18 protein-coding genes and 1 pseudogene are annotated in these 20756 nt (G+C 68.5%); 8 read left to right on the forward strand and 11 right to left on the reverse strand.

The window, feature by feature from the left end:
• The first annotated feature begins 172 nt into the window (after nt 1-172).
• Together ABQZ09_RS05880 and ABQZ09_RS05885 are read left to right on the forward strand one after the other, a co-directional pair.
• Nucleotides 173-1201, forward strand: a complete 1029-nt coding sequence (locus tag ABQZ09_RS05880; RefSeq protein WP_184555593.1) for a hypothetical protein — start codon at nt 173-175, stop codon at nt 1199-1201.
• Nucleotides 1188-1760 carry a DUF3106 domain-containing protein gene (locus tag ABQZ09_RS05885; protein WP_184555596.1) on the forward strand — a complete coding sequence of 191 codons (573 nt, stop codon included), beginning with the start codon at nt 1188-1190 and terminating at the stop codon, nt 1758-1760. The genes ABQZ09_RS05880 and ABQZ09_RS05885 overlap by 14 nt, the downstream gene beginning before the upstream one ends.
• Nucleotides 1761-1982: 222 nt before the next feature.
• Here the strand turns inward: ABQZ09_RS05885 and ABQZ09_RS05890 are convergent.
• Nucleotides 1983-2222 (reverse strand): annotated as a pseudogene (locus ABQZ09_RS05890) (hypothetical protein); the annotation flags it as partial.
• A 209-nt stretch (nt 2223-2431) separates the two neighbouring features.
• On the opposite strand from ABQZ09_RS05890, the gene ABQZ09_RS05895 reads away from it, so the two are divergent.
• Both ABQZ09_RS05895 and sppA read left to right on the forward strand, forming a co-directional pair.
• Nucleotides 2432-3808 carry an MATE family efflux transporter gene (locus ABQZ09_RS05895; protein WP_349776381.1) on the forward strand — a complete coding sequence of 459 codons (1377 nt, stop codon included), beginning with the start codon at nt 2432-2434 and terminating at the stop codon, nt 3806-3808.
• A gap of 84 nt (nt 3809-3892) precedes the next feature.
• Nucleotides 3893-5794: a signal peptide peptidase SppA gene (gene sppA, locus ABQZ09_RS05900; protein WP_104581298.1), complete on the forward strand. Its 1902-nt coding sequence runs from the start codon at nt 3893-3895 to the stop codon at nt 5792-5794.
• A gap of 64 nt (nt 5795-5858) precedes the next feature.
• Here sppA and ABQZ09_RS05905 read toward each other — a convergent pair whose 3' ends face one another.
• Complete coding sequence (locus ABQZ09_RS05905) at nt 5859-6074, reverse strand: hypothetical protein (protein WP_184555604.1); 216 nt, start codon at nt 6072-6074, stop codon at nt 5859-5861.
• A 106-nt stretch (nt 6075-6180) separates the two neighbouring features.
• On the opposite strand from ABQZ09_RS05905, the gene ABQZ09_RS05910 reads away from it, so the two are divergent.
• Nucleotides 6181-6957 carry an SDR family oxidoreductase gene (locus ABQZ09_RS05910; RefSeq protein WP_228314798.1) on the forward strand — a complete coding sequence of 259 codons (777 nt, stop codon included), beginning with the start codon at nt 6181-6183 and terminating at the stop codon, nt 6955-6957.
• Nucleotides 6958-7328: 371 nt separating this feature from the next.
• Here ABQZ09_RS05910 and ABQZ09_RS05915 read toward each other — a convergent pair whose 3' ends face one another.
• The 9 genes from ABQZ09_RS05915 to ABQZ09_RS05955 form a co-directional block, all read right to left on the reverse strand.
• Nucleotides 7329-7988, reverse strand: coding sequence for a DUF4124 domain-containing protein (locus tag ABQZ09_RS05915; RefSeq protein ID WP_349776382.1), 660 nt, complete (start codon nt 7986-7988; stop codon nt 7329-7331).
• A complete protein-coding gene (locus ABQZ09_RS05920; RefSeq protein WP_349776383.1) occupies nt 7985-8755 on the reverse strand; it encodes a DUF4124 domain-containing protein in 771 nt (256 codons plus the stop codon). The genes ABQZ09_RS05915 and ABQZ09_RS05920 overlap by 4 nt, the downstream gene beginning before the upstream one ends.
• A gap of 521 nt (nt 8756-9276) precedes the next feature.
• Nucleotides 9277-9840 (reverse strand): L-threonylcarbamoyladenylate synthase type 1 TsaC, encoded by a 564-nt coding sequence (gene tsaC / locus ABQZ09_RS05925; RefSeq protein WP_349776384.1) that lies wholly within the window; start codon nt 9838-9840, stop codon nt 9277-9279.
• A gap of 8 nt (nt 9841-9848) precedes the next feature.
• A complete protein-coding gene (locus ABQZ09_RS05930; protein WP_349776385.1) occupies nt 9849-12344 on the reverse strand; it encodes a DNA topoisomerase I in 2496 nt (831 codons plus the stop codon).
• Nucleotides 12345-12526: 182 nt separating this feature from the next.
• Complete coding sequence (locus ABQZ09_RS05935) at nt 12527-13804, reverse strand: RDD family protein (protein ID WP_349776386.1); 1278 nt, start codon at nt 13802-13804, stop codon at nt 12527-12529.
• A 41-nt stretch (nt 13805-13845) separates the two neighbouring features.
• Nucleotides 13846-14568: a pilin gene (locus tag ABQZ09_RS05940; protein WP_228314803.1), complete on the reverse strand. Its 723-nt coding sequence runs from the start codon at nt 14566-14568 to the stop codon at nt 13846-13848.
• 40 nt (nt 14569-14608) lie between these two features.
• The gene (locus ABQZ09_RS05945; protein ID WP_003484452.1) at nt 14609-15082 is read right to left on the reverse strand and encodes a DUF494 family protein; all 474 of its coding nucleotides are present in this window, start codon (nt 15080-15082) and stop codon (nt 14609-14611) included.
• Between the two features lie 42 nt (nt 15083-15124).
• Nucleotides 15125-16261 carry a DNA-processing protein DprA gene (dprA, locus tag ABQZ09_RS05950; protein ID WP_349776387.1) on the reverse strand — a complete coding sequence of 379 codons (1137 nt, stop codon included), beginning with the start codon at nt 16259-16261 and terminating at the stop codon, nt 15125-15127.
• A 71-nt stretch (nt 16262-16332) separates the two neighbouring features.
• Nucleotides 16333-17469 carry a LysM peptidoglycan-binding domain-containing protein gene (locus ABQZ09_RS05955; protein WP_349776388.1) on the reverse strand — a complete coding sequence of 379 codons (1137 nt, stop codon included), beginning with the start codon at nt 17467-17469 and terminating at the stop codon, nt 16333-16335.
• A 130-nt stretch (nt 17470-17599) separates the two neighbouring features.
• On the opposite strand from ABQZ09_RS05955, the gene def reads away from it, so the two are divergent.
• The 3 genes from def (at nt 17600) to rsmB (ending at nt 20745) form a co-directional block, all read left to right on the forward strand.
• Complete coding sequence (gene def, locus ABQZ09_RS05960; protein WP_039564470.1) at nt 17600-18112, forward strand: peptide deformylase; 513 nt, start codon at nt 17600-17602, stop codon at nt 18110-18112.
• A gap of 399 nt (nt 18113-18511) precedes the next feature.
• Nucleotides 18512-19435, forward strand: a complete 924-nt coding sequence (gene fmt / locus ABQZ09_RS05965) for a methionyl-tRNA formyltransferase (RefSeq protein ID WP_349776389.1) — start codon at nt 18512-18514, stop codon at nt 19433-19435.
• Nucleotides 19435-20745, forward strand: a complete 1311-nt coding sequence (rsmB, locus tag ABQZ09_RS05970; protein ID WP_349776390.1) for a 16S rRNA (cytosine(967)-C(5))-methyltransferase RsmB — start codon at nt 19435-19437, stop codon at nt 20743-20745. Before fmt ends, rsmB begins: the two co-directional genes overlap by 1 nt.
• The last annotated feature ends 11 nt before the right edge of the window (nt 20746-20756 follow it).

Genomic DNA, 20756 nt, shown 5'->3' on the forward strand with positions numbered 1-20756 from the left:
ATTGCAACAAAGAAAAAACAACAGTTGACAGACGGGGGCGTATCGGTATGCCTGCCGCTGTGCACAACGTGTGTGACCAGCGGTCGCGACCGGAGCAACGGCGGCGCGATCTGTCAAGCGGTCGGCGTGGCGGACCTGCGTCGGTATCATGCCGGCCGATGCTGGAGTTCACATGACCGTAGTCCCCGACGCCCCCGTGACACCTGCCGCGCTGTCAGCCTTCCTGCGGGGCGTGGAACGCCGGGGTCTGGTGCTGGCGCAGTTGCAATGTGGCGACCTGGCCGCCGCCGAGCGAGCGCTGGCCGCCGCCTTGCGCGCCTTCAGCAGCCAGGCGGCGGGACGCCCGATGGCTGGCTGGCCGATGCGCTTCTGGAGCCTGCTGGCCACCGCGCCGCCGCTGCGCCGCGAACCCATGCCCGGCACCTGGCTGCCACCGTTCACCGCGCTGGGCCGGATGCAGACGACCGACCGCCTGGCGTTGTTGCTGCGGATCGTCGCTGGGCTGGAAGAAGATGCCGCCAGCGAGGTGCAGGGCATCGCGGCGGCCGACTACCGGCAGTCGCTGGCGCGGGCCTGCCCGCGCGATGCGGCCGGCAACCCGGACGCGCAGGCCTGGCGGGTATTGGCGGAAGCGGCGCAGCAGGAACTGCGCGAGCTCGGTCCAGCCCAGCTGACCCGGCTCAGCCAGTTGCGCGATGCAGCCCTGGCCGGGGTGCCGTTGCAGCCCCCGGCCACACCGGCACAAACCGCACCAGCAGTGGAGCGCCAGTCGCGTGTGCGCGCACAGCGGTCGTGGCGTTGGCCGCAGGTCACCCGCCGCCACGCCGGCATCGGCCTGGGCGTGCTGGCACTGGCCCTGCTGCTGGCGGTGGTGGGCTGGTGGTGGACGCACCGCCGGCCGGCGCTGCCGCCCGAGCCGGTCTCGCAGGCGCCCGCCGGCGTGCTCCACGTGACCGACGCCGCGCCAGTCCTGGTGGAGGAGCTTCCGGCCGCCGACCTGCCGGACTCCGCCGCGGCCGCCGGCCCGGACCCGCGCGATCAGGCCATGCTGGCCGACCCGGACCTGGAGCTGGCGCGCTCGGCGGACTTCTATGCCTGGTACGCCGCCGGCCACCCGGTCCCCAAGGACGAGTCCGGCGCGCATGCCACCGCTGCCGAGCTGCCTTCTGCACCACTGGAGACGGTCGATGACGATCAATAAGTGGTCTGGCTTGTTGATGCTGGCGATGACTGGCATTGCCTGTGCGCAGGCCTTGCCCGCAGCACTGGACGAAGGCAGTGCTGCGGCGGCCCCGGCCGCGCCCAGCGCTGCGCAGCAACGTGCCCGTTGGGCGGCGCTGACCCCGGCACAACAGGCCGACCTGCGCGCGCGCTACGGGGCCTGGAAGGATCTGACCGCCACCGACAAGGTGGTGCTGCGGCAGGCGCGCGAGCGCCTGCATGGGCTGCCCGACGACCAGCAGCGTGCACTGCGGACCCAGTTCACTGCGATGGACCGCCTGCACCGCGACGGCTGGCGTCTGGGCTCGCAGCTGGGGGCGTTCTACCCGCAGCTGCAGCCGCTGATCGGCTATGTGCCGGTGGCGCAGCGCGAGCGTGTGCTGGCGGTCCTGCGCAGCCTGGATGCCGGCCAGCTGGAGCAGCTGGCGGTGCTGGCACAACGCACGCCGCCGCAGGAGCGCGATGGCCTGCGCGAGGCCTTGCTGGCCGAAGCCCCGGCCACCCGCAGTGCCTGGCTGAAGCGGCAACTGGCGCGCTGATCGCCGCAGGACACCGGAAGGCGGCGCGTCCCTGCCTCGCCCTGCGCGGTGCGACTGCATGACAGTCAGCGGGCTGTCCCGGCTTGGTGGGTGTCACCGAGGCGGTACGGCCCATGCGCGGCTCGCCATTCGGAACCGTCCGCGGCCAGGTCGCGCCGTTACTGCGTCAGACCTTGGGCAGCCGGAGCACCATGGCGATGTCACGCATGCCGTGTTCGAACACAGGCGCGCCAGGCTCGCCACCATCAGGAATGCGGCTGCCAGCGCGAGGACGACGGAGTACACGCTGCCCAGGCCGAGATACTTCAGCACGGTCACCGGCCACGACTGTCCGTACACCCGTCGCTGCATCCACAGCAGATACACCCGCACGCTGCGCAGGTGAAACACCCGTAACAGCAACGCAAACAGCGGCACCAGCACCAGCAAGGGGGTAGCGGCTGGCACGGCCACCCCAAGGGCCATGTCGGGCGCACGGTACAGCATGATCGCGCGGCTGGCCGGGATTGGCGTGCCGCGTTGTGTTGCCCCGCCTGCGCGAGCGAGCGCGGCGGCAGTGCCCAGGCGCGCGTCAGGCCGCTGTCGAAAACTGCGCGTAAGATAGCGGCCCCACGCGACCCGGTGCCAGCGCCTCCCGGTACGGCCGTAGTCCGCGCAGCGATCGGTTTGTCATGTCTGTTCCTTCTGCACCCACGTCCGCGACCCCAGGCTTCGCCGCGGAAGTGCGCACCACCGGCCTGCTGGCCTTGCCGCTGGTGCTCGGGCACGTCTCCACCGGCCTGATCGGCTTCACCGACAACGTCATCGCCGGCCACCACGGCACTGCCACGCTGGCGGCGGTCACCATCGGGACCTCGCTGCTGTGGCTGCCGATGCTGGTGCCGATCGGCACGCTGATCTCGCTGACCGCTTCGGTCTCGCAACTGCTCGGCGCCGGGCGCGAGCGCGAGATCGGCCCGTTGTTTCGTCAGGCGTTGTGGCTGTCGCTGGGCTTGAGCGCATTGATGTTCGCGTTTCTGAGCGTGGTGCCGCCGCTGCTGCCCACCTTCGGCATTGCGCCGGACATCGTGCCGGGGGCCACCGACTTCCTGCATGCGGTGCGCTGGGGCGTGCCGGCGCTGACGTTCTATTTCTGCATGCGCTATCTCAGCGAAGGCATGCACTGGACGCTGCCGACCATGCTGCTGGGGTTTGGCGGGCTGCTGGTGCTGGCGCCGCTGGGCTATGCGCTCACCTACGGCAAATGGGGCCTGGCCGAGCACGGCGCCGAAGGGCTGGGCATGGCCTCGGCGATCACCATGTGGGTGCAGGCCGGTGTCTTTGCGCTGTACCTGTGGCGGGCGCGGCGCTTTGCGCATCTGGAATTGTTCACCCACCTGGAAGGGCCGCGTTGGCGCGCCATCGGCGATCTGTTGCGTACCGGCCTGCCCATCGGTATCACCGTGTTGATGGAAGGCGGCCTGTTCATCGTCACCGCCCTGTTGATCGGCCGGCTGGGCTCCACCGAAGCGGCCGCACACCAGATCGCCATCAACGTCGCGCAGCTGTGCTTCATGGTGCCGATGGGCGTGGCCGAGGCCACCACCGTGCGCGTGGGCCACGCGGTCGGCCGCGGCGACCCGCTGGCGATGCGTCGCGCCACCTGGGCCGGTTACGCCATCGTGCTGGGCACCCAGGCGCTGTCGGCCAGCGCGCTGCTGCTGGGCCACGACGCCATCGTTGGCGTCTATACCGACGATGCGGCAGTGGCCGCGTTGGCCTCGGTGTTGCTGCTGTTTGCCGCCACCTTCCAGTTTCCCGATGGCATCCAGGTGCTGTCGGCCGGCGCGCTGCGCGGGCTCAAGGACACCCGCGTGCCGATGTTCCTGGCGATGGTGTCGTACTGGGGCGTGGGCATGCCGATCGGCGCCGGGCTCGGCCTGGGGCTGGGCTGGGGGCCGCAGGGCATGTGGATCGGGTTGATTCTGGGCCTGACCGTGGCGTCGGTCCTGATGGGCTTGCGCTTCCGCCATACCAGCCGGCGATTGACGGCCCGCGTGGCCCCCTGACTTTCAGCGCATGCCGCGCGCGCAGCGCAGCCGGTATGCTGCACACCATCATCTGTACGCAGCGTCTTTTCGACGGAGTTTTCCATGAACCACCCCGTGCGTCGCAATCCCATCGCCAGCTTCTTTGTCGGCCTGTGGGACGTGATGAATTTCACCCGGCGCCTGATCTTCAACCTGGTGTTCTTTGGCTTTCTGTTCCTGCTGTTGCTGCTGTTCGTGGTGGCGATCGCGCGCGGCGACGGGACCAAACCGCTGGCCGAGCGCACCACCCTGGTGATCAACCCTGAAGGCACCCTGGTCGAGCAGTTCAGCGCCGACCCAGTGAGCCGGTCGCTCGCCAAGGCGGTGGGTGACAAGAGCGCCGAAGAAGTGCAGTTGCGCGACCTGGTGCGGGTGATCGAGGCGGCCGGCAAGGACCGCAAGATCGAGCGGGTGCTGTTGAACCTGGACAAGCTGCAGCCGGCCGGCTTCGCCTCGCAGCGCGAAGTGGCCGCCGCGCTGCAGAAGCTGCGCGCCTCCGGCAAGCAGATCGTGGCCTTCAGCGAAAGCATGAGCCAGGGCCAGTACCTGCTGGCCGCGCAGGCCAACGAGGTCTATCTGGACCCGATGGGCAGCGTGCTGCTGGAAGGGCTTGGCCGCTATCGCCAGTATTTCCGCGAAGGCCTGCAGGACAAGCTCGGCGTGGACGTGCACCTGTTCCGCGTCGGCGAATACAAGTCTGCAGCCGAGCCCTACATCCTCGACGCGGCCTCGGCCGACGCCAAGGAAGCGGACCTGTTCTGGATGAACGATGTGTGGCAGCGCTATCTGGCCGATGTCGGCGCCGCGCGCAAGCTCACGCCCGCGCAGCTGGCCGCCGGCATCGACACCCTGCCGGAGGGCGTGGTGGCCGCCGGTGGCGACCTGGCCAAGTTTGCGCTGCAGCAGAAGCTGGTCGACGGGCTCAAGACCCGCGAAGACGTCGATGCCCTGCTGACCAAGCGCGGCGTGGCCGACAGCGATGCCGACAGCGGTTTCCGCAACATCGGCTACAACGATTACCTGAGCCAGTTGCAGGCGCAGCGCTCGCCGATGGACAGCCGTCCGCAGGTGGCCGTGGTGGTGGCCGCCGGCGAAATCAGTGGCGGCGAGCAGCCGGCCGGGCGCATCGGCGGCGAGTCCACCGCGGCGTTGCTGCGCCAGGCGCGCGACGACGACGAGGTCAAGGCGGTGGTGCTGCGGGTGGATTCGCCCGGCGGCGAAGTGTTCGCCTCCGAACAGATCCGCCGTGAAGTGGTTGCGCTCAAGCAGGCCGGCAAGCCGGTGGTGGTGTCGATGGGCGACCTGGCCGCGTCCGGCGGTTACTGGATCAGCATGAATGCCGATCGCATCTACGCCGACCCGTCGACCATCAGCGGCTCCATCGGCATCTTCGGCATGGTGCCCAACCTGACCCGCGCGCTGGACAAGATCGGCGTGCACACCGACGGCGTGGGCACCACGCGGTTTGCCGGTGCGTTCGACATCACCCGTCCGCTGGACCCGGCGGCCGGCCAGGTGATCCAGGCCGTGATCAACAAGGGTTATGCCGACTTTACCGGCAAGGTGGCGCAGGCGCGTCACCAGTCGGTGGAGGCCATCGACAAGGTCGCGCGCGGTCGCGTGTGGAGCGGGGCGCAGGCCAAGCAACATGGCCTGGTGGATGCGTTCGGCGGCATGCAGGACGCAGTGGCCGATGCGGCCGACCGCGCCAAGCTGGGCCGTGGCAAGTTCCGCGTGCGCTATGTGGAAAAACCGGCGACGCCGTTTTCGCAGTTCATGAGCGGGTTCGCCGGCAGCCGCATGGGCGCGTGGATGCTGGGTGACTCGGGCATGGCACGTGCATTGCTGGCCCGCTCGTTGCCGGAAGTGGACACGCAGCTGCGCTTCGTCGAGAGCGCCGTGCACGACAGCAAGGCGGGCGGCACGCCGGTCAAGGCGCTGGCCTACTGCTTCTGCGGGTTCTGAGCCGTCGCGCTTGGACAGCGATTGCTGTATCGACAACGCCGGCCATGTGCCGGCGTTGTTGTTTCTACTGCGTGGCGGCGTCGATCGCCTTGCGCTGGTCTTCGGCGGCCCGATCGGTCGCGGCCTGCACTGCGTGCGCCTTGTTCAGCGGTTGCTGGATGTGGTCGCGCAAGGCGGTGGCCTGCGGTTCGGGCTTCTGTTCGGTGGGTGCGGGCTGCGGCCGCTGACAGGCGCCCAGCGACACCGCCAGGCAGGCTGCAAGCATCCAATGCGTCTTCATCGTCGTGACCTCGCTCGGGGTGGCGGTATCCTAACGCTCGGCCCACGCATGCGCGTCAACTGCGCTGCAGCGGCCGTTTCTCAGCGTCTTGAAGAGGATCACCCACGTGACACAGCATCGCTGGCGGCTGGATGGACAGACCGCGCTCATCACCGGCGCCAGTGCCGGCATCGGTCTGGCCATTGCGCGCGAGCTGCTGGGTTTTGGCGCGGATCTGCTGATGGTGGCGCGCGATGCCGATGCCTTGGCGCAGGCGCGCGATGAACTGGCCGAGGAATTTCCCGAGCGCGAACTGCATGGCCTGGCGGCCGACGTGGCCGACGATGAGGAGCGCCGGGCAATCCTGGACTGGGTGGAAGATCATGCCGACGGCCTGCATGTGTTGATCAACAACGCCGGCGGCAACATCACCCGCGCCGCGATCGACTACACCGAGGACGAGTGGCGCGGCATCTTCGAAACCAACGTGTTTTCGGCGTTCGAACTGTCGCGCTATGCGCATCCGTTGCTGACCCGGCACGCCGCATCGGCCATCGTCAACGTCGGCAGCGTGTCCGGGATCACCCATGTGCGTAGCGGTGCGCCGTATGGCATGACCAAGGCTGCCCTGCAGCAGATGACGCGCAACCTGGCAGTGGAATGGGCCGAAGACGGCATCCGCGTCAATGCCGTCGCGCCGTGGTACATCCGCACGCGCCGCACCTCCGGGCCGTTGTCGGATCCGGATTACTACGAGCAGGTGATCGAGCGCACCCCGATGCGCCGCATCGGCGAACCCGAAGAAGTGGCCGCCGCAGTGGGTTTCTTATGCCTGCCGGCGGCCAGCTACATCACCGGCGAATGCATCGCGGTGGATGGCGGCTTTCTGCGCTACGGGTTCTGAGCACCGCGCCACGGCAGGGCGACGTTGCCGGTCATTGCGCTGGCGGGCGAGGGCACAGCGTCGCTGCGCGGCGTCGCGTTCTGTGCGGCGCCCAGGTTCCGCCCGGCGGCAGTGCACATGGGGGCGATGGGTCACGTCGCGCAGCGCCTGCACCGCCTTGCGCCTGATCGAGATACAGCGCGGACTACCTGGCAACACCTGTCGACATATGCCGATCAACGTTCGTTTCATCGATGCAGTGCAGCCCATGATCGGAACAGCGCTGACGGCATCGCGGCAGGATTGGCGCGGCGGTTATCATCCCGCGCACGCCGCAGCTGGTCGTAGCGCGGTTTGCGTAACGCATTGCAGCCGGTGATCACGCCGCGCGCTCAGGGCGTGGCGGCGGGATTGGCGCAGCGACTTTCATCCAGCACGCGCCGCATCTGGTCGTAGCGCTGTTTGCGCTCGGCCGATTGCGCCTCATCGGAGAAGCGCCAGGTGGATTCGGCCTGCTCGGCACGTTTGCGCCAGGCCTCGCACAGGCTCTGGTCCGGCACCGGTGCGCAGCGGTCGGTGACCACTTCGCAGGCGCTGCCGCCACCGGTGGCCGGCCCGCCGGCCAGATTGGTGGTCTGCATCGGCAGGCAACGCGTGGCCGGTTCGCGGTCTTCGGTGAAGTAGCGGCCGTTATCGTGCGCGGTGCATTCGAACAGCGGCGGCGGTGGCAGTGTCGAGGTGGAGGTCGCTGCCGGCACTGGCGTGGCGGGAGGCGTCGCGGCTGGCGCGGCAGGCGCCGATGCAGCGGTTGGTGCAGCGGCGCGTGGCTGCGTGGCACGTGCAGGCGCAGCGGTTGCCGCTCCGCCTGGCGCGAATGGCACTGCGGCCGGGGCGATCATCAGCTTTTTCTGTTGCTGCATGCCTTTCGGGCACGGCATGTTCTGCACCGTGAGCGCGCCGGTGGGATCGGTGCAACGGTAGATGGCCACTTCCTGGGCGCTAGCGCCCCACGCCCCGCCCAACAGCAGGCATACCACCAGGGTGCGGTTCATGCGCCGCCGCAATCGCGTTGCTGACGCGCTTCGATGCCACGTTGTTCGCGGCTGAGATCCTGGCGCTCGCTTTGCAGTGCGTTGTTGTAACGACGGATCAGCTCCCAGCGGCGGTCTGCCAACCGCGCGCAGACTTCCTGTTCCGGCAGGGCATGGCATTCGTCGCGGACCTGCACATTCCCGTAGGGCACGATCACGGTGCCGCCATGGTCGCCACCGTGGTATCCGCCCTGATAGCCACCTTGATAGCTGCCGCCGCCAAAACTGGCGCTGCCGCGCAGGCTGCCGCGTCCGGAACCACCCTGCATCGAGATCGCCGGGCGCGGGCTCACCGGTAGCGGCGGGCGCAGGGTGCCAGCGGGGGGCGGAGGCGGGGCGATGCCGTTGCCGACATAGGCCGGCCCCCAGGTCGGCACCCAGCGCGGATTGCCTTCCGGGCTGTCGCTGGTATAGCGCTGGCCGTCTTCGGTGGTGCACTCGTACATCGGCTGCGGCGGTTGCACGGTCACGATGCGCACCTCGCGCGCGGGTGCGGCGGCCGGGGCGGGCGCTTGAACGCGTGCCGGGCGTGGCGGCGGATCCTGGGGGCGCTGCATGTCCAGCACCTGCTGGCGGCCGCCGCTGCACGGCGCATCCTGCAAGGCGACGGTACCGGTGCTGCTGACACAGCGGTACACGCGCACGTTGGGGTCGGGCTTGCTGGCCGTGCTCGCTGCCGCTGTGGGCAGTGCGCAGGCCAGCAACAGAAGAGTCAGGGGAGTACGCATGGCCTGAGTGTGCGCGCTCGGCGGCCGCGCCGCAAAGTGGCGGGCTGTCGCCTGCGACGCCGTCGTGCCGCAGCATGGCAGCGTCACTGAAGGCGACAAACTTGCCTGGCTGGGCACTGCCGCAGGTGCCCGGGTGCTGCTTGTGGCGGAACCCGGCCGCTCCAGGAGACTGCTCGTTGATCGATACCCGGCCGAGAGCTCAGGGCCTGCCGCGCCGGGTCGTTACCGCGGACGTGCCGATCAGGCGAAGCGGGCTGGCATGCGTCGCATGCGGGAGGCACAGCCGCCGAAGACGGAAGAGGGGCGTCGGGACCGGGCGCGGCGTGGTCGAGCGGCCGGGCCAGGTGCGTGCCTGATGCGGCCTACACGGCAGCGCAGCAACCGCCAGACGGGCGCTGTCCAGTGCACCTTGGGCCAAACGCGGTGGCGCCGTGCCTTGCGCCAACGCACGCACACGGAAAGTAAAGATGACACCAACCCGCAGCATGCGCATGACGCCGGCTTGTTCGGCCGGCGGTGGCTCAGTCGCGCAGCACCTGGCCGGTCCGTGCGTCGCGGATCTGGGTGGGTTGCGCCTGCCCGCCGACATCGCCCGCCACCACGCCGTCGATGGTCGCCAGCAGGGCCGGGTCCAGGGCCTCGCGGCTGCGCGCGGGGGGCTCGCCTGCCAGGTTGGCGCTGGTGGACACCAGCGGGCCGCCCCAGGCCGCGCACAGCGCAGCCACCACCGGATGCGCGCTGATGCGCACGGCCAGCCCGTCGTGCGTGCCGGTGACCCAGCGCGGCGCGCGGGACGTGACCGGCAGGATCCAGGTATGCGGGCCGGGCCAGCTGGCCAGCACGTCCTGCCGGCGCGCCGGCGCCAGCGCATCGAGATCGATCCAGTCGTACAGCCGCTCGATGGCGGACGCCACCACGATCACGCCCTTGTCGACGGGGCGCCGCTTGATCTCCAGCAGCCGCAGTACCGCCGCTTCCTGTGCCGGGTCGCAGCCCAGGCCCCAGACCGCTTCGGTCGGGTAGGCGATCACGCCGCCCCGTTGCAGGGTAGCGACCGCGCCGTCCGGGTTCAGCGTGTGGTCCATGCGCTGCCTTAGCCTGCCGCCTTGCTCACGGTTTTCTTGACCACGCGCTTGGCCGCCTTCTTGGTGGCGGTCTTCTTGGCCGGCGCTTTCTTCGCTGCCGTCTTGATGGCGGTTTTCTTGACCGTGGTCTTCTTGGCAGCGTCCTTCGCTTCCTTGGCCGAATCCTTGACCGCATTCTTTTTCAGCGTGGCCTTCTTGGCGCCAAAGCCCTTGCGCACCGGCTTACCGGTATCGGCCAGCAGTTGCTGCACCTCGGCGAGCGTCAACGACGACGGCTCGCGCTCCTTCGGGATCTTGCCATTGAGCTTGCCATCGCTGATGTACGGGCCGAAGCGGCCGTTGAGCACCTGGATGTCGCTTCCCTCGAATTCCTTGATCACGCGGTTGCGCGCGATCTCTTCCTTCTCTTCGATCAGGAATACCGCGCGTTCCAGATCGATGGTGTACGGGTCGTCCTCTTTCTTCAGCGAGGCGTACACGCTGCCACGGCGCGCAAACGGGCCGAAACGACCGATGCCGACGCTAACGTCTTGATCTTTGTCCTGGCCCAGCGCGCGCGGCATCTTGAACAATTCCAGCGCGTCCTCGATGGAGATCGAATAGATGCTCTGGCCCGGCCGCAGCGAGGCGAAGGTGGGCTTTTCTTCGTCTTCGACGGTGCCGATCTGCACCATCGGGCCGAAGCGGCCGATGCGCGCACTCACCTCTTTGCCGCTGACCGGGTCGGTGCCGAGCACGCGCACGCTGCCGGCGTCGGTCTTGTCCAGCGAATCCTTCTTGTCCTCGACCAGTTCCTTGAACGGGCCCCAGAACTTCTCCATCAACGGGATCCACTCAGCTTCGCCGCGCGACACCGCATCCAGATCGTCTTCCAGGTTGGCGGTGAAGTCGTAATCCACGTAGCGGGTGAAGTGCCCGGACAGGAACTTGGACACCGCCCGGCCCACGTCGGTCGGGCGGAAGCTGCGGCCTTCCATCTCGACGTACTTGCGGAACTGCAGGGTCTGGATGATCGAGGCGTAGGTGGACGGACGGCCGATGCCGTATTCCTCCAGCGCCTTGACCAGCGCCGCTTCGGTGAAGCGCGGCGGCGGCTGGGTGAAGTGCTGGTCGGTGACGATGCGGTCCAGCGGGACGTTGTCGCCGGCCTTCATCAGCGGCAGCTTGCGGCCTTCGTCTTCATCCTCGCTGCTCTTGGTGTCCTTGCCTTCCTCGTAGACAGCCAGGAAACCCGGCACCACCACGGTGGTGCCGCTGGCGCGGAACACGTGCTCGCTGCCGGCCGACAGATCCACGCTGACGGTATTGAGCGTGGCCGGAATCATCTGGCAGGCCACCGCGCGGCGCCAGATCAGCTCGTACAGGCGGCGCTCGTCGTCGGACAAAAAGCGCGCCACCTGGGCCGGTGTACGCAACGCCGAGGTCGGCCGCACCGCTTCGTGGGCTTCCTGCGCGTTCTTGGATTTGGTGGTGTAGGCGTTGGGCTGGTCGGGCAGCGAGGCGGTGCCGAAATCGCGCGCGATCACATCGCGGATTTCCGCCAGCGCGTCCTGCGACAGGTTCACCGAGTCGGTACGCATATAGCTGATCAGGCCGACCGAGCCTTCATCGCCCAGCGCCACGCCTTCGTACAACTTCTGCGCCACCTGCATGGTCTTGCGGGTGGTGAAGCCGAGCTTGCGCGAAGCTTCCTGCTGCAGGGTGGACGTGGTGAACGGTGGGGCAGGGCGGCGCTTGCGCTCCTTGCTGGCCACGTCGGTCACATGCAGCACACCTTGCGCGGCCTGCTGGATGCGCAGGCGCGCCGCTTCGGCGGTGTCGCCGTCGGTGACGGTGAACTGCTCGAACTTCTGCCCGTCTAGCTTGATCAGTCGCGCGTTGAATGCCTGCGAGGGATGCCGGCAGTGCGCATCGATGGACCAGTATTCGCGCGGGATGAAGGCTTCGATCTCTTCTTCGCGCTCGACGATCATGCGCAGGGCCGGCGACTGCACGCGGCCGGCGGACAGGCCGCGCTGCACCTTGCGCCACAGCACCGGCGACAGGTTGAAGCCCACCAGATAGTCCAGCGCGCGGCGGGCCTGCTGCGCATCCACCAGGTCGGCGGCGATCGCGCGCGGCTTGAGCATCGCTTCCTTGATCGCGCGCGGGGTGATCTCGGTGAATACCACCCGCTGCATCGGCTTGTCCTTGAGCAGGCCGCGCTCTTTCAGGATCTCGGCGATGTGCCAGCTGATCGCCTCGCCCTCGCGGTCCGGGTCGGTCGCCAGGAAGATGTCGTCGGCGCCCTTGGCGGCGCGCGCGATGGCCTCGACATGCTTCTCGTTCTTCTCGATCAGGTCGTAACGCATCGCAAAGCCGTTGTCCGGATCGACCGCGCCCTCCTTGGGGACGAGGTCGCGCACGTGCCCATACGAGGCCAGGACGGTGAAGTCCTTGCCGAGGTATTTATTGATCGTCTTGGCCTTGGCGGGCGATTCGACGATGAGCAGGTGCTTGGGCATGGTGGCAACTTCTTGGGGCAGAGCCCGGGGGGCGGGTAGCGTGGCCTAATTGGCCGGTCGAGGGAAGCAGATCGGCCGTTTCCCACACGTTAACGCCCGGGGAGTGCTCCCGGGCGTTCAGTCGTCTTATTAGAAAGATCACGGCGGACGCCGCCGTGTCAAGCGCCTGGCGCGGCGAACTGCTAGCTCTGGCTCATTCCGATGGTTGCCAGCATGATCGCGACGACCACGATGGAGAGCACCAGCAGCACCGCATAAATGGCCAGCACCACGATCGTGACCGTGTCCAGGCCTCGCGACTGCAGCTCCGGGCGGTCGGTGAAGGCCCAGCGGTCCACCACCAGGGTGTCGCAGATCTTGTCGTGCGGGGTCTGTTTGCGCTGGGTCATGCCGGCCATGAAGGCCGCCACGACCGCGCCGATCCCCAAGGTCAGGACGCTGATCAGCATATAGGCCAGGTACCGCAGCACGTTGCGCCAGAACCCGACCCGGGCACCGTTGCTGTCGGCGCGCACCACCTTGATGCCACAGGCGAGCTTGCCCAGGCTGGCCTGCAGCCGGCTGGACTGCATCCAGGCAAAGTACAGCGTGGGAATGGCCAGGCCGATGCCGTAGGACATCACCAGGATCGCAATGCCGAGCGCGCTGCCGTCGTCCAGGGCCGAACCGGAGTCGCCGCGGGTGGTCATCAGCGCCACCACGAACACCAGCGGGATCACGATCAGGTACACCGCGAAGGTGGTGATCAGGCTGTCGAGGATGCTGGCGGCCACGCGCCGCCACAGGCCGGCGTAGACGACCGGCGCATCTTGCAGTGCACCGCTTGCCGCGGGCGCGGCGAGGGCCGGGTCACCCCAGGCGCCCGGAAGCGGCGTCGTCGCACTTGCCGGTGCGTTTCCGGGTGCCGAAGCCGCGCCGGCGGTCTCGCTCAGGCTCGGCCCCGACGCTGGCGGTGGGGCGGTGGCGTCTGCCGGCGGGGCGGACCATGCCGGCCGGTCCGGTGATGGGGCGTGGTCGCGTGGCGGGTGGGCTGGAGAATCGACCAAGGGAGATTGACCGGCAAGGCCGGTGGCCACAGCGGCACCAGCGACGGCGCTGCCGCTGGCGTCGGCAACGGCCGTCTGCGCGGGCGATGCCGTGGCAGCGTGGTCATTGACCGGCCGGGCCGCGACCGGCGACGCCATCGCAGGCGCGCCGTCGGCGCTGTCGGCAGCCGACAGCGGTGCATCGATCGGTGTTTCCACGCGCGGCGGCCCGCCGGCCTCGGGCACCGCAGGCCTCGCGCCATCAAGGCCCAGTTCGGCGGCGACCTCGTGCAGGGCCACCCATTGCGGCAGGCCTTCGCGCCAGACCAGGCTGGAGCGGTCGATGATGCCCTGCGACAGGCGCGCGGCAAGCGTGTCCGTGTCCACCGGTCCCTGGCGTTGCCGCTGTGCGTCGGCGTAATACCACTGCGTCATGTCGTCCCCTTAACGTGTAGCCATTGGCGTGCCGCAGGCGGTCAGCCGCGGCAATGCGGCGGAAGTTGGGCGTCGTCGATCTCGGAACTGCAGTTCCAGCTCCCGGCATCCGCATCCAGATCCAGCCACAGCGCCTTGCCGTCGATTCTGGCCGACTTCGGCGCGTGGATGACCGCTTCGATGCCGCATGCGGTCGTCTCGAAACGGCCGATGCGCACGCTGCTCAAGCGCTCGCTCGCGTACTGCTCGGGTGGCTTGAAGCCAGCGTCATCGTTGACCGGGCAGCGACCTTCGCTCGCAAGAAATTCGGCGATCTGCGGCTTTAACGGTGCCAACTCGCCAATCGCCTCGGCCACCCTGGCACGGTTCAGATAGTCGTTGTAGGCCGGGAACGCGATCGCGGCAAGGATCCCGATCACGCCGACCACGACGAAGACGCCGGCCACCGCGCCCAGCACTGCAATCAACGGCCAGCCAGCGGTATTGCCGCGTGGGTGCAGAGGCGGTGCGGGCGCATGAAGAAGCGGAGCGTGCGCCGCAGCGGGCGGCAATGGCGGCGGAACCGATGCCGCACGCATATCAGTGGAAATTGGCGGGCCAAGGGTGTCGGCACAGGCGGACAAGGGCAGCCACTGGTCCAGCCCTTCTCGCCAGACCAACGTATCCAGGGCGATCAGGTGATCGCGATACAGACCCAGCAAGGCGTCCTCGGCCACCGGCCCGTGCCGATGGCGATTGCCATCGGCGTAATACCAACTGCGCATCCCCGTTCCCCTGCACGCACGTCCGTGGCGGCTTCAAGGCTCAGTGTACGGGTTCAGGCTCGTCCAGGAACATCTGGGTTTCCATCCAGGCATAGGCCGCTTCGGCGCCGGGCTGGTTGAACAGCACCATCAGCACCACCCATTTGAGGTCGTCCAGGTCCAGCTCGTCCTGGTCCAGCGCCATGGCGCGGTCCAGCACCAGCTCGCGCTGATCGGCATCGAGAATGCGGTGTTGCTCGAGGAACAGCAGGAACCCACGGCAGTCCACGTCCAGCTTGTCCAGCTCCGGCCCGTGATAGATCCGCACCGGCCCATCGACATGCGGGCGCGCGACGCTGGGCCGCTGCTCGGAGAGCGCGTCCAGCCAATCGAAGGCCTTGCTGATTTCTGCGGGGCTGAAACCGGCCTGGATCAGGCCATTTTGTAGCGAGTCACGGTCACGGACCAGGTCCGCGTCTTCGCTGAAGTAATGTTCGAACAGGTACAGCAGTACATCGAGAATGCTCTCTTTCATTGCCCTCGGCCTGCGTCGCGCGACGCTGTGGAGGTGAAGAAACTAAGGATTGCGGGTATAGCGACCGTGCTCGGTGACCACGTCTCCCTCCAGTTCCATGATGAGCAGCATGGAGGACAGCGCGGCGGCCGTCAATCCGGTGCGCTGCACCAGGGAATCCATAGGGGTTGGGTCGTGGCCCAGCGCCTGCCACAAGCGCTGGTAGTCGGGGTCCGAGCGCACGGAAGTGGCGGTGCGCATCGGCCTGGCCTCCTGAGTGGGGGCGCTCAGGCGTTCGCGCAAGGCGCTGGCCAATTCGCCCGACAGCAGGCCCAGTCCGTCGACGACCTGGGCCGGTTCCTGCGCGAGCGTGGCGCCCTGGCGGATCAGGTGGTGGCAGCCGCGGGCGAGCGGGTTGTGCAGCGAGCCGGGCAGGGCAAAGACCTCGCGGCCGGCTTCTGCCGCAAGGCGTGCGGTGATCAGGGCGCCGGAGCGCATCGCCGCTTCCACCACCAGCGTGCCCAGGGCCAGCCCGGCGATGATCCGGTTGCGGGCCGGAAAGTGCGCCGCCACCGGGCCGGTGCCCGGCAGGTATTCGCTGACCACCGCGCCACGTGCGGCGATGCGATCGCGCAAACCGTGGTGCCGCTCGGGATACGCCACGTCGGTGCCGGTGCCGACCACTGCCACGGTGATGGCGTCGCGGTGGGCCAGCGCGGCCTCGTGTGCAATCGCGTCCACGCCTGCGGCCATGCCGCTGACGATGCTCAGCCCGGCGCCCGCCAGGCTGGAGGCGAACACGCGGGTATGGTCGCGGCCGGCGGCGGTGGCCGAGCGACTGCCCACCACGGCCACGCCCGGGTGCCAGAGCGCGTTGGGGTCGCCGTCCACGAACAGGGCCATGGGTGGATTGGCGATGTGGCGCAGCAGGGCCGGGTAGTCCGGGTCGTGCCAGCCGATCAGGTGGTGCCCCGGCCGTGTGCACCAGTGCAGCGCCGCATCCAGCGCCTGCTGATCGGGTGCGTGCAGGCGCTGCGATTGCACCTCGTCGCAGCCGGCGGAGCGCCACGCCTCGGGCCCGGCCGCCAGCATCTCGGCCGCCGACGCGAAGGTGGTCAGCAATGCCTTTCGCGGTGGGCTACGGCCGCCTGCCAGTAGCAGGATCAGCAGGGCGCGCAGGTCGGGAGCAGTCAGGGCCATGCATTCAGGCTAGGCCGCAAACGACGACGGCGCCCTCGGGCGCCGTCGCGTTGATGCATCGGAATTTTCGCTTACTGCGCGTCGGGATGCTTGACGAAGTACCCCAGGCCGGTCGGCTTGACGCTTTCCATCACCAGCGCATAGCTCACCTTGTCGAAGGTGCGGAACACCATCGCATGCGAGGCGTATTCGTCGGGCAGGCCGACGGTGGAGCCGGACGGGCCGCTGAAATCGTCGTCGGTCCGCGAGAAGCGCGCGTGCTTGACGCGGTCGCTGACCGTGCGGCCCTTGCGCCAGATCGAGAACACGGTGCCGTTGTTGATGCCTTCGCGGGCGCCGCCGGAGATGGCGATCACGTCGCGGGTGCCGCCGACGATGAAGGCGTCGGAGATGGCCAGCACGCGCAGTTCGGTCTGCAGCGCCTGTTCGGACGGCGGGTGCGGGATGAACTGCAGATCGTAGGGCTGTGCTTCGACCGCGACGATGCGATCGCCCGCGCGCACCTCGCGGCCGCTGTCCTGCAACAGCAGGGTCGCCGCCTTGGAGTTGCCGCCTGCCGCGCTGCGGGTGATGGTGCCGACGTTGACCTGCGCCAGCTCATAACCGAGGAACTCGCGGCGCTTGCTCGGCGCGATGAAGTTCTTCCAGATGTTGCCGGAGCCGGCGGTGATGTTGCCCGCCATGTCCAGGCCTTCGTTGTGCTTGGGCAGGCTGAACTTCACGGTCGGACGAACCACCGCAAAGCGCTGGCCCGGCTGCGCGTTTTCCAGGCCGACCACGTAAGCGACCTGGCCGGTGGTGGCGCGCGTGCGGCCGCCTTCCAGGCCCACCACGTAGGGCAGCTGATCGAAGTCGTCGACCACGCGCAGGTTCTTCAGGAACGGCTCGACGTCGGCCAGCGGAATGGCGTTGATCGGCGCTTCCTGGCGCGGGCCGGGCTGGATGGTGCCTTTGCCGACGCGGTCCAGATAGGCCAGGCTGATCACGTCACCCGGATAGATCAGGTGCGGATTCTGAATCTGCGGATTGGCCTGCCAGATCTCCGGCCACAGCCATGGTTTTTGCAGGAAACGCCCGGCGATGTCCCACAAGGTATCGCCCTTGCGGACCACATAGGTCTCTGGATGCTCGCCCACCGCTTGCGCGGCAGCGTAGGTCGCGACGATCAGCATCGCCGCAGCGACGACCGTACGAAGTCGGTTCAACATGAGTGCCTTCTTGCCTGATTCCCCAACAGGTCCGCGCACTATAGTCCAGAAACCGGGGCGCCACGCAAGCATTGCGCTAGAATGACACCGTCTTGCCGGCGCCGCGCCGGTGTCCCAGACGGGTAACCCCATGGCTTTGCTCCCTATTCTCGAATTTCCCGATCCGCGGCTGCGTACCAAGGCCGTGCCGGTCGATGCGGCCGAGGTCACCAGCCCGGCGTTCCAGAGCTTGCTCGACGACATGTTCCAGACCATGTACGAGGCGCCCGGCATCGGCCTGGCCGCCAGTCAGGTGGACGTGCACAAGCGCTTCATGGTGATCGACGTCAGCGAAGAGAAGAACGCCCCGCAGGTGTTCATCAATCCTGAAATCGCCACCCGCCAGGGCGAACAGGTGTACCAGGAAGGCTGCCTGTCGGTGCCGGGCATCTTTGCCGATGTCAGCCGTGCCGATGCGATCACCGTGCGTTACCTGGACCGCGACGGCAAGGCACAGGAACTCAGCACCGATGGCCTGCTGGCGGTGTGCATCCAGCACGAGATGGACCACCTGGACGGCAAGCTGTTCGTGGACTATCTGTCTCCGCTCAAGCGCGAGATGGTGCGCAAGAAGCTGGCCAAGCAGCGCAAGCATGTGGCTTGAGGGCTGGGATTGGGGATTCGGGATTGAGGATTGGTAAGCGCGGGTTTTTGCGCGCCTGTGAGCCGGCTGGTTTCAAATCGTCGAGCGCTGATCTCGGTGCGATCTGATGGCTATGCCGGCACATGGCCATTGCGCCAAGTCCCGGGGCGGATGGCCTTGAAACCTCGGGCGCGGAATGCGTGACCGCCAAGCAGCTGCCTATTACGGGCATCGAGTCCCGGATGCAATTCCCGCTTCTCAGCGCACCCGATCGATGATGGGGCATGCGGGTGCCGGCGCCGGTTTGCCAAATCTCCCAGCGTAAATCCCGCTCTGCGCCTTTCAGCCCCACGCTACTCCCGCCCCGGCCAGCACCCCGCCGTTGCCAATCCCGAATCCCAAATCCCGAATCCCCGCCCTATGAGAATTATCTTCGCCGGTACACCGGACTTCGCTGTCGCCTCCTTGCGCGCGGCCGCACAGCGGCATGAAGTGGTGGCGGTCTACACCCAGCCGGATCGGCCGGCCGGGCGCGGGCGCGGGCTGACCCCCTCGCCGGTCAAGCTGGAAGCGATCGCGCGCGGCATTCCGGTCTACCAGCCGCAGACCCTGCGCTCGCCCGAGGCGCTGGCCACGCTGCGCGGGCTCGATGCGGACCTGATGGTGGTGGTGGCGTACGGGCTGATCCTGCCCAAGGCGGTACTGGCCGCGCCGACCCACGGCTGCTGGAACGTGCACGCCTCGCTGTTGCCGCGCTGGCGTGGCGCCGCGCCGATCCAGCGCGCCATCGAGGCCGGCGATACCGAAACCGGTGTGTGCCTGATGCAGATGGAAGCCGGCCTGGATACCGGCCCGGTGCTGTTGTCGCAACGCATCGAGATCGGCGAGCAGGAAACCGGCGGGCAGCTGCACGACCGCCTGACGGCGCTGGGCGCGCAGGTGCTGTCCGACGGCCTGGGTCTGCTGCGCGCCGGCATCCGTCCGGTGGCGCAACCGCAGCCGGCCGAGGGCGTGACCTATGCGCACAAGCTGGACAAGGCGCAGGCGCGGCTGGACTGGGCGCAGCCGGCGCAGGAACTGGCGCGGCGCGTGCGCGCGTTCAACCCCTGGCCGGTGGCCGAGGCGGTCCTGGCCGGCGAGCGGGTGCGCCTGCATGGCGCGGTGGCGCTGGAGCTGGCCCACCAGCAGCCGCCGGGCACCCTGCTGGCCGCCAGCAAGCAGGGCATCGACATCGCCTGCGGGCAGGGCGCGCTGCGGGTGCGCGTGTTGCAGCGTGAGGGCGGCAAGGCGATTACCGCCGCCGATTACCTCAACGCGCGCCGCGACCTGCCGGCGCTGCGCTGATGTCGGCCGATACGGTGGCGGCGGGCGTTGGCTCGCGCCTGGTTGCGGCGCGCGTGCTGACGGCGGTGTTCGACCAGGGCCGCTCGTTGAAGGCCGAGCTGGCCGCCACCTTGCCCGGCGTGGCCGATCCACGCGATCGCGCGCTGGTGGAGGCGATCTGTTTTGCGGTCATTCGCCGGCGCCCGGCGTATGACGTGGCGTTGCGGCAATGGCTGGAACGTCCGTTACCGCCACGCGATGCCGAACTCAAGGCGCTGCTGATGGCCGGCTTTGCGCAACTCGATGTGCTGCAACTGCCCGCGCACGCGGCGTTGTCGGCCACCGTGGAGGCATGCCGCGCGCTGGGCCGGCCGCGTCAGGCCGGCATGGTCAACGCGATCTTGCGGCGCGCGCAGCGCGAAGGCTTTCCGGCAGTGGCCGACGATGCCGGCTGGCCGTCGTGGCTGCGCAAGCAGTTGCGTGCGGACTGGGGCGAGCGTGCCGAAGCCATTTTTACCGCCAGCGCGCAGATGGCGCCGATGTGGCTGCGGGTCCATCGCGGGCGCACCGACCCGGACACCTATGTGGCACGTCTGACCAACGCGGGCATCGCCGCGCAGGCCGACCCGGTGCTGCCGGATGCGGTGCGCCTGTCCACGGCGGTGCCGGTCAGCCAGTTGCCCGGCTTTGCCGAAGGCGAGGTCTCGGTGCAGGACGGGTCGGCGCAGCAGGTGGCCGATGCGTTGCCGCTGGCGCCATCGGCGCGCGTGCTCGATGCCTGTGCCGCACCCGGTGGCAAGGCGGCGCATCTGCTGGAGCGGCACCCGGCGCTGCAGCTCACCGCGCTGGACGTGGATGCGCGCCGCCTGGAGCGCGTGCAGCAGACCCTGCAGCGCACCGTGCCGACGGCGCAGGTGGCATTGCACGCGGCCGACGCGGCCGATACGGACACGTGGTGGGACGGCCGGCCGTTCGATGCGGTGCTGCTGGATGCGCCGTGTTCGGCTACCGGGGTGGTGCGCCGTCAGCCGGACGTGCTGCTGCATCGCCGGGCCGACGACATTGATGCGCTGTGTGCGCTGCAGGCACGCCTGCTGGATGCGAGCTGGCGGACCTTGCGGCCGGGCGGGCAACTGCTCTACACCACCTGCTCGCTGCTGGCGCGCGAAAACCAGGCGCAGATCGACGCCTTCCTGCAGCGCACGCCCGATGCACAGGCACAGCCGCTGGGGGCGCAGTTCGGCCACGCGGCGGGGCCGGGGCGGCAGCGCTTCCCCGGCGAGCAGCACTGCGACGGGTTTTTCTACGCACGTTTGCTAAAAGCCTCCTGATCGCGCGCCGG

It is taken from the genome of Xanthomonas sp. WHRI 6106 (assembly GCF_040202405.1).
Classification (GTDB): Bacteria; Pseudomonadota; Gammaproteobacteria; order Xanthomonadales; family Xanthomonadaceae; genus Xanthomonas; species Xanthomonas cannabis.

Excerpts from the sequence above, each read along its gene's own strand:
- fmt (WP_349776389.1), top strand. The coding sequence starts at position 18,512 with ATGAGAATTATCTTCGCCGGTACACCGGACTTCGCTGTCGCCTCCTTG.
- ABQZ09_RS05945 (WP_003484452.1), bottom strand. The coding sequence starts at position 15,082 with ATGAAAGAGAGCATTCTCGATGTACTGCTGTACCTGTTCGAACATTAC.
- ABQZ09_RS05885 (WP_184555596.1), top strand. The coding sequence starts at position 1,188 with ATGACGATCAATAAGTGGTCTGGCTTGTTGATGCTGGCGATGACTGGC.
- ABQZ09_RS05905 (WP_184555604.1), bottom strand. The coding sequence starts at position 6,074 with ATGAAGACGCATTGGATGCTTGCAGCCTGCCTGGCGGTGTCGCTGGGC.
- ABQZ09_RS05955 (WP_349776388.1), bottom strand. The coding sequence starts at position 17,469 with ATGTTGAACCGACTTCGTACGGTCGTCGCTGCGGCGATGCTGATCGTC.
- rsmB (WP_349776390.1), top strand. The coding sequence starts at position 19,435 with ATGTCGGCCGATACGGTGGCGGCGGGCGTTGGCTCGCGCCTGGTTGCG.
- dprA (WP_349776387.1), bottom strand. The coding sequence starts at position 16,261 with ATGGCCCTGACTGCTCCCGACCTGCGCGCCCTGCTGATCCTGCTACTG.
- ABQZ09_RS05940 (WP_228314803.1), bottom strand. The coding sequence starts at position 14,568 with ATGCGCAGTTGGTATTACGCCGATGGCAATCGCCATCGGCACGGGCCG.
- sppA (WP_104581298.1), top strand. The coding sequence starts at position 3,893 with ATGAACCACCCCGTGCGTCGCAATCCCATCGCCAGCTTCTTTGTCGGC.
- ABQZ09_RS05915 (WP_349776382.1), bottom strand. The coding sequence starts at position 7,988 with ATGAACCGCACCCTGGTGGTATGCCTGCTGTTGGGCGGGGCGTGGGGC.
- ABQZ09_RS05935 (WP_349776386.1), bottom strand. The coding sequence starts at position 13,804 with ATGACGCAGTGGTATTACGCCGACGCACAGCGGCAACGCCAGGGACCG.
- ABQZ09_RS05880 (WP_184555593.1), top strand. The coding sequence starts at position 173 with ATGACCGTAGTCCCCGACGCCCCCGTGACACCTGCCGCGCTGTCAGCC.
- ABQZ09_RS05920 (WP_349776383.1), bottom strand. The coding sequence starts at position 8,755 with ATGCGTACTCCCCTGACTCTTCTGTTGCTGGCCTGCGCACTGCCCACA.
- ABQZ09_RS05930 (WP_349776385.1), bottom strand. The coding sequence starts at position 12,344 with ATGCCCAAGCACCTGCTCATCGTCGAATCGCCCGCCAAGGCCAAGACG.
- def (WP_039564470.1), top strand. The coding sequence starts at position 17,600 with ATGGCTTTGCTCCCTATTCTCGAATTTCCCGATCCGCGGCTGCGTACC.
- tsaC (WP_349776384.1), bottom strand. The coding sequence starts at position 9,840 with ATGGACCACACGCTGAACCCGGACGGCGCGGTCGCTACCCTGCAACGG.
- ABQZ09_RS05895 (WP_349776381.1), top strand. The coding sequence starts at position 2,432 with ATGTCTGTTCCTTCTGCACCCACGTCCGCGACCCCAGGCTTCGCCGCG.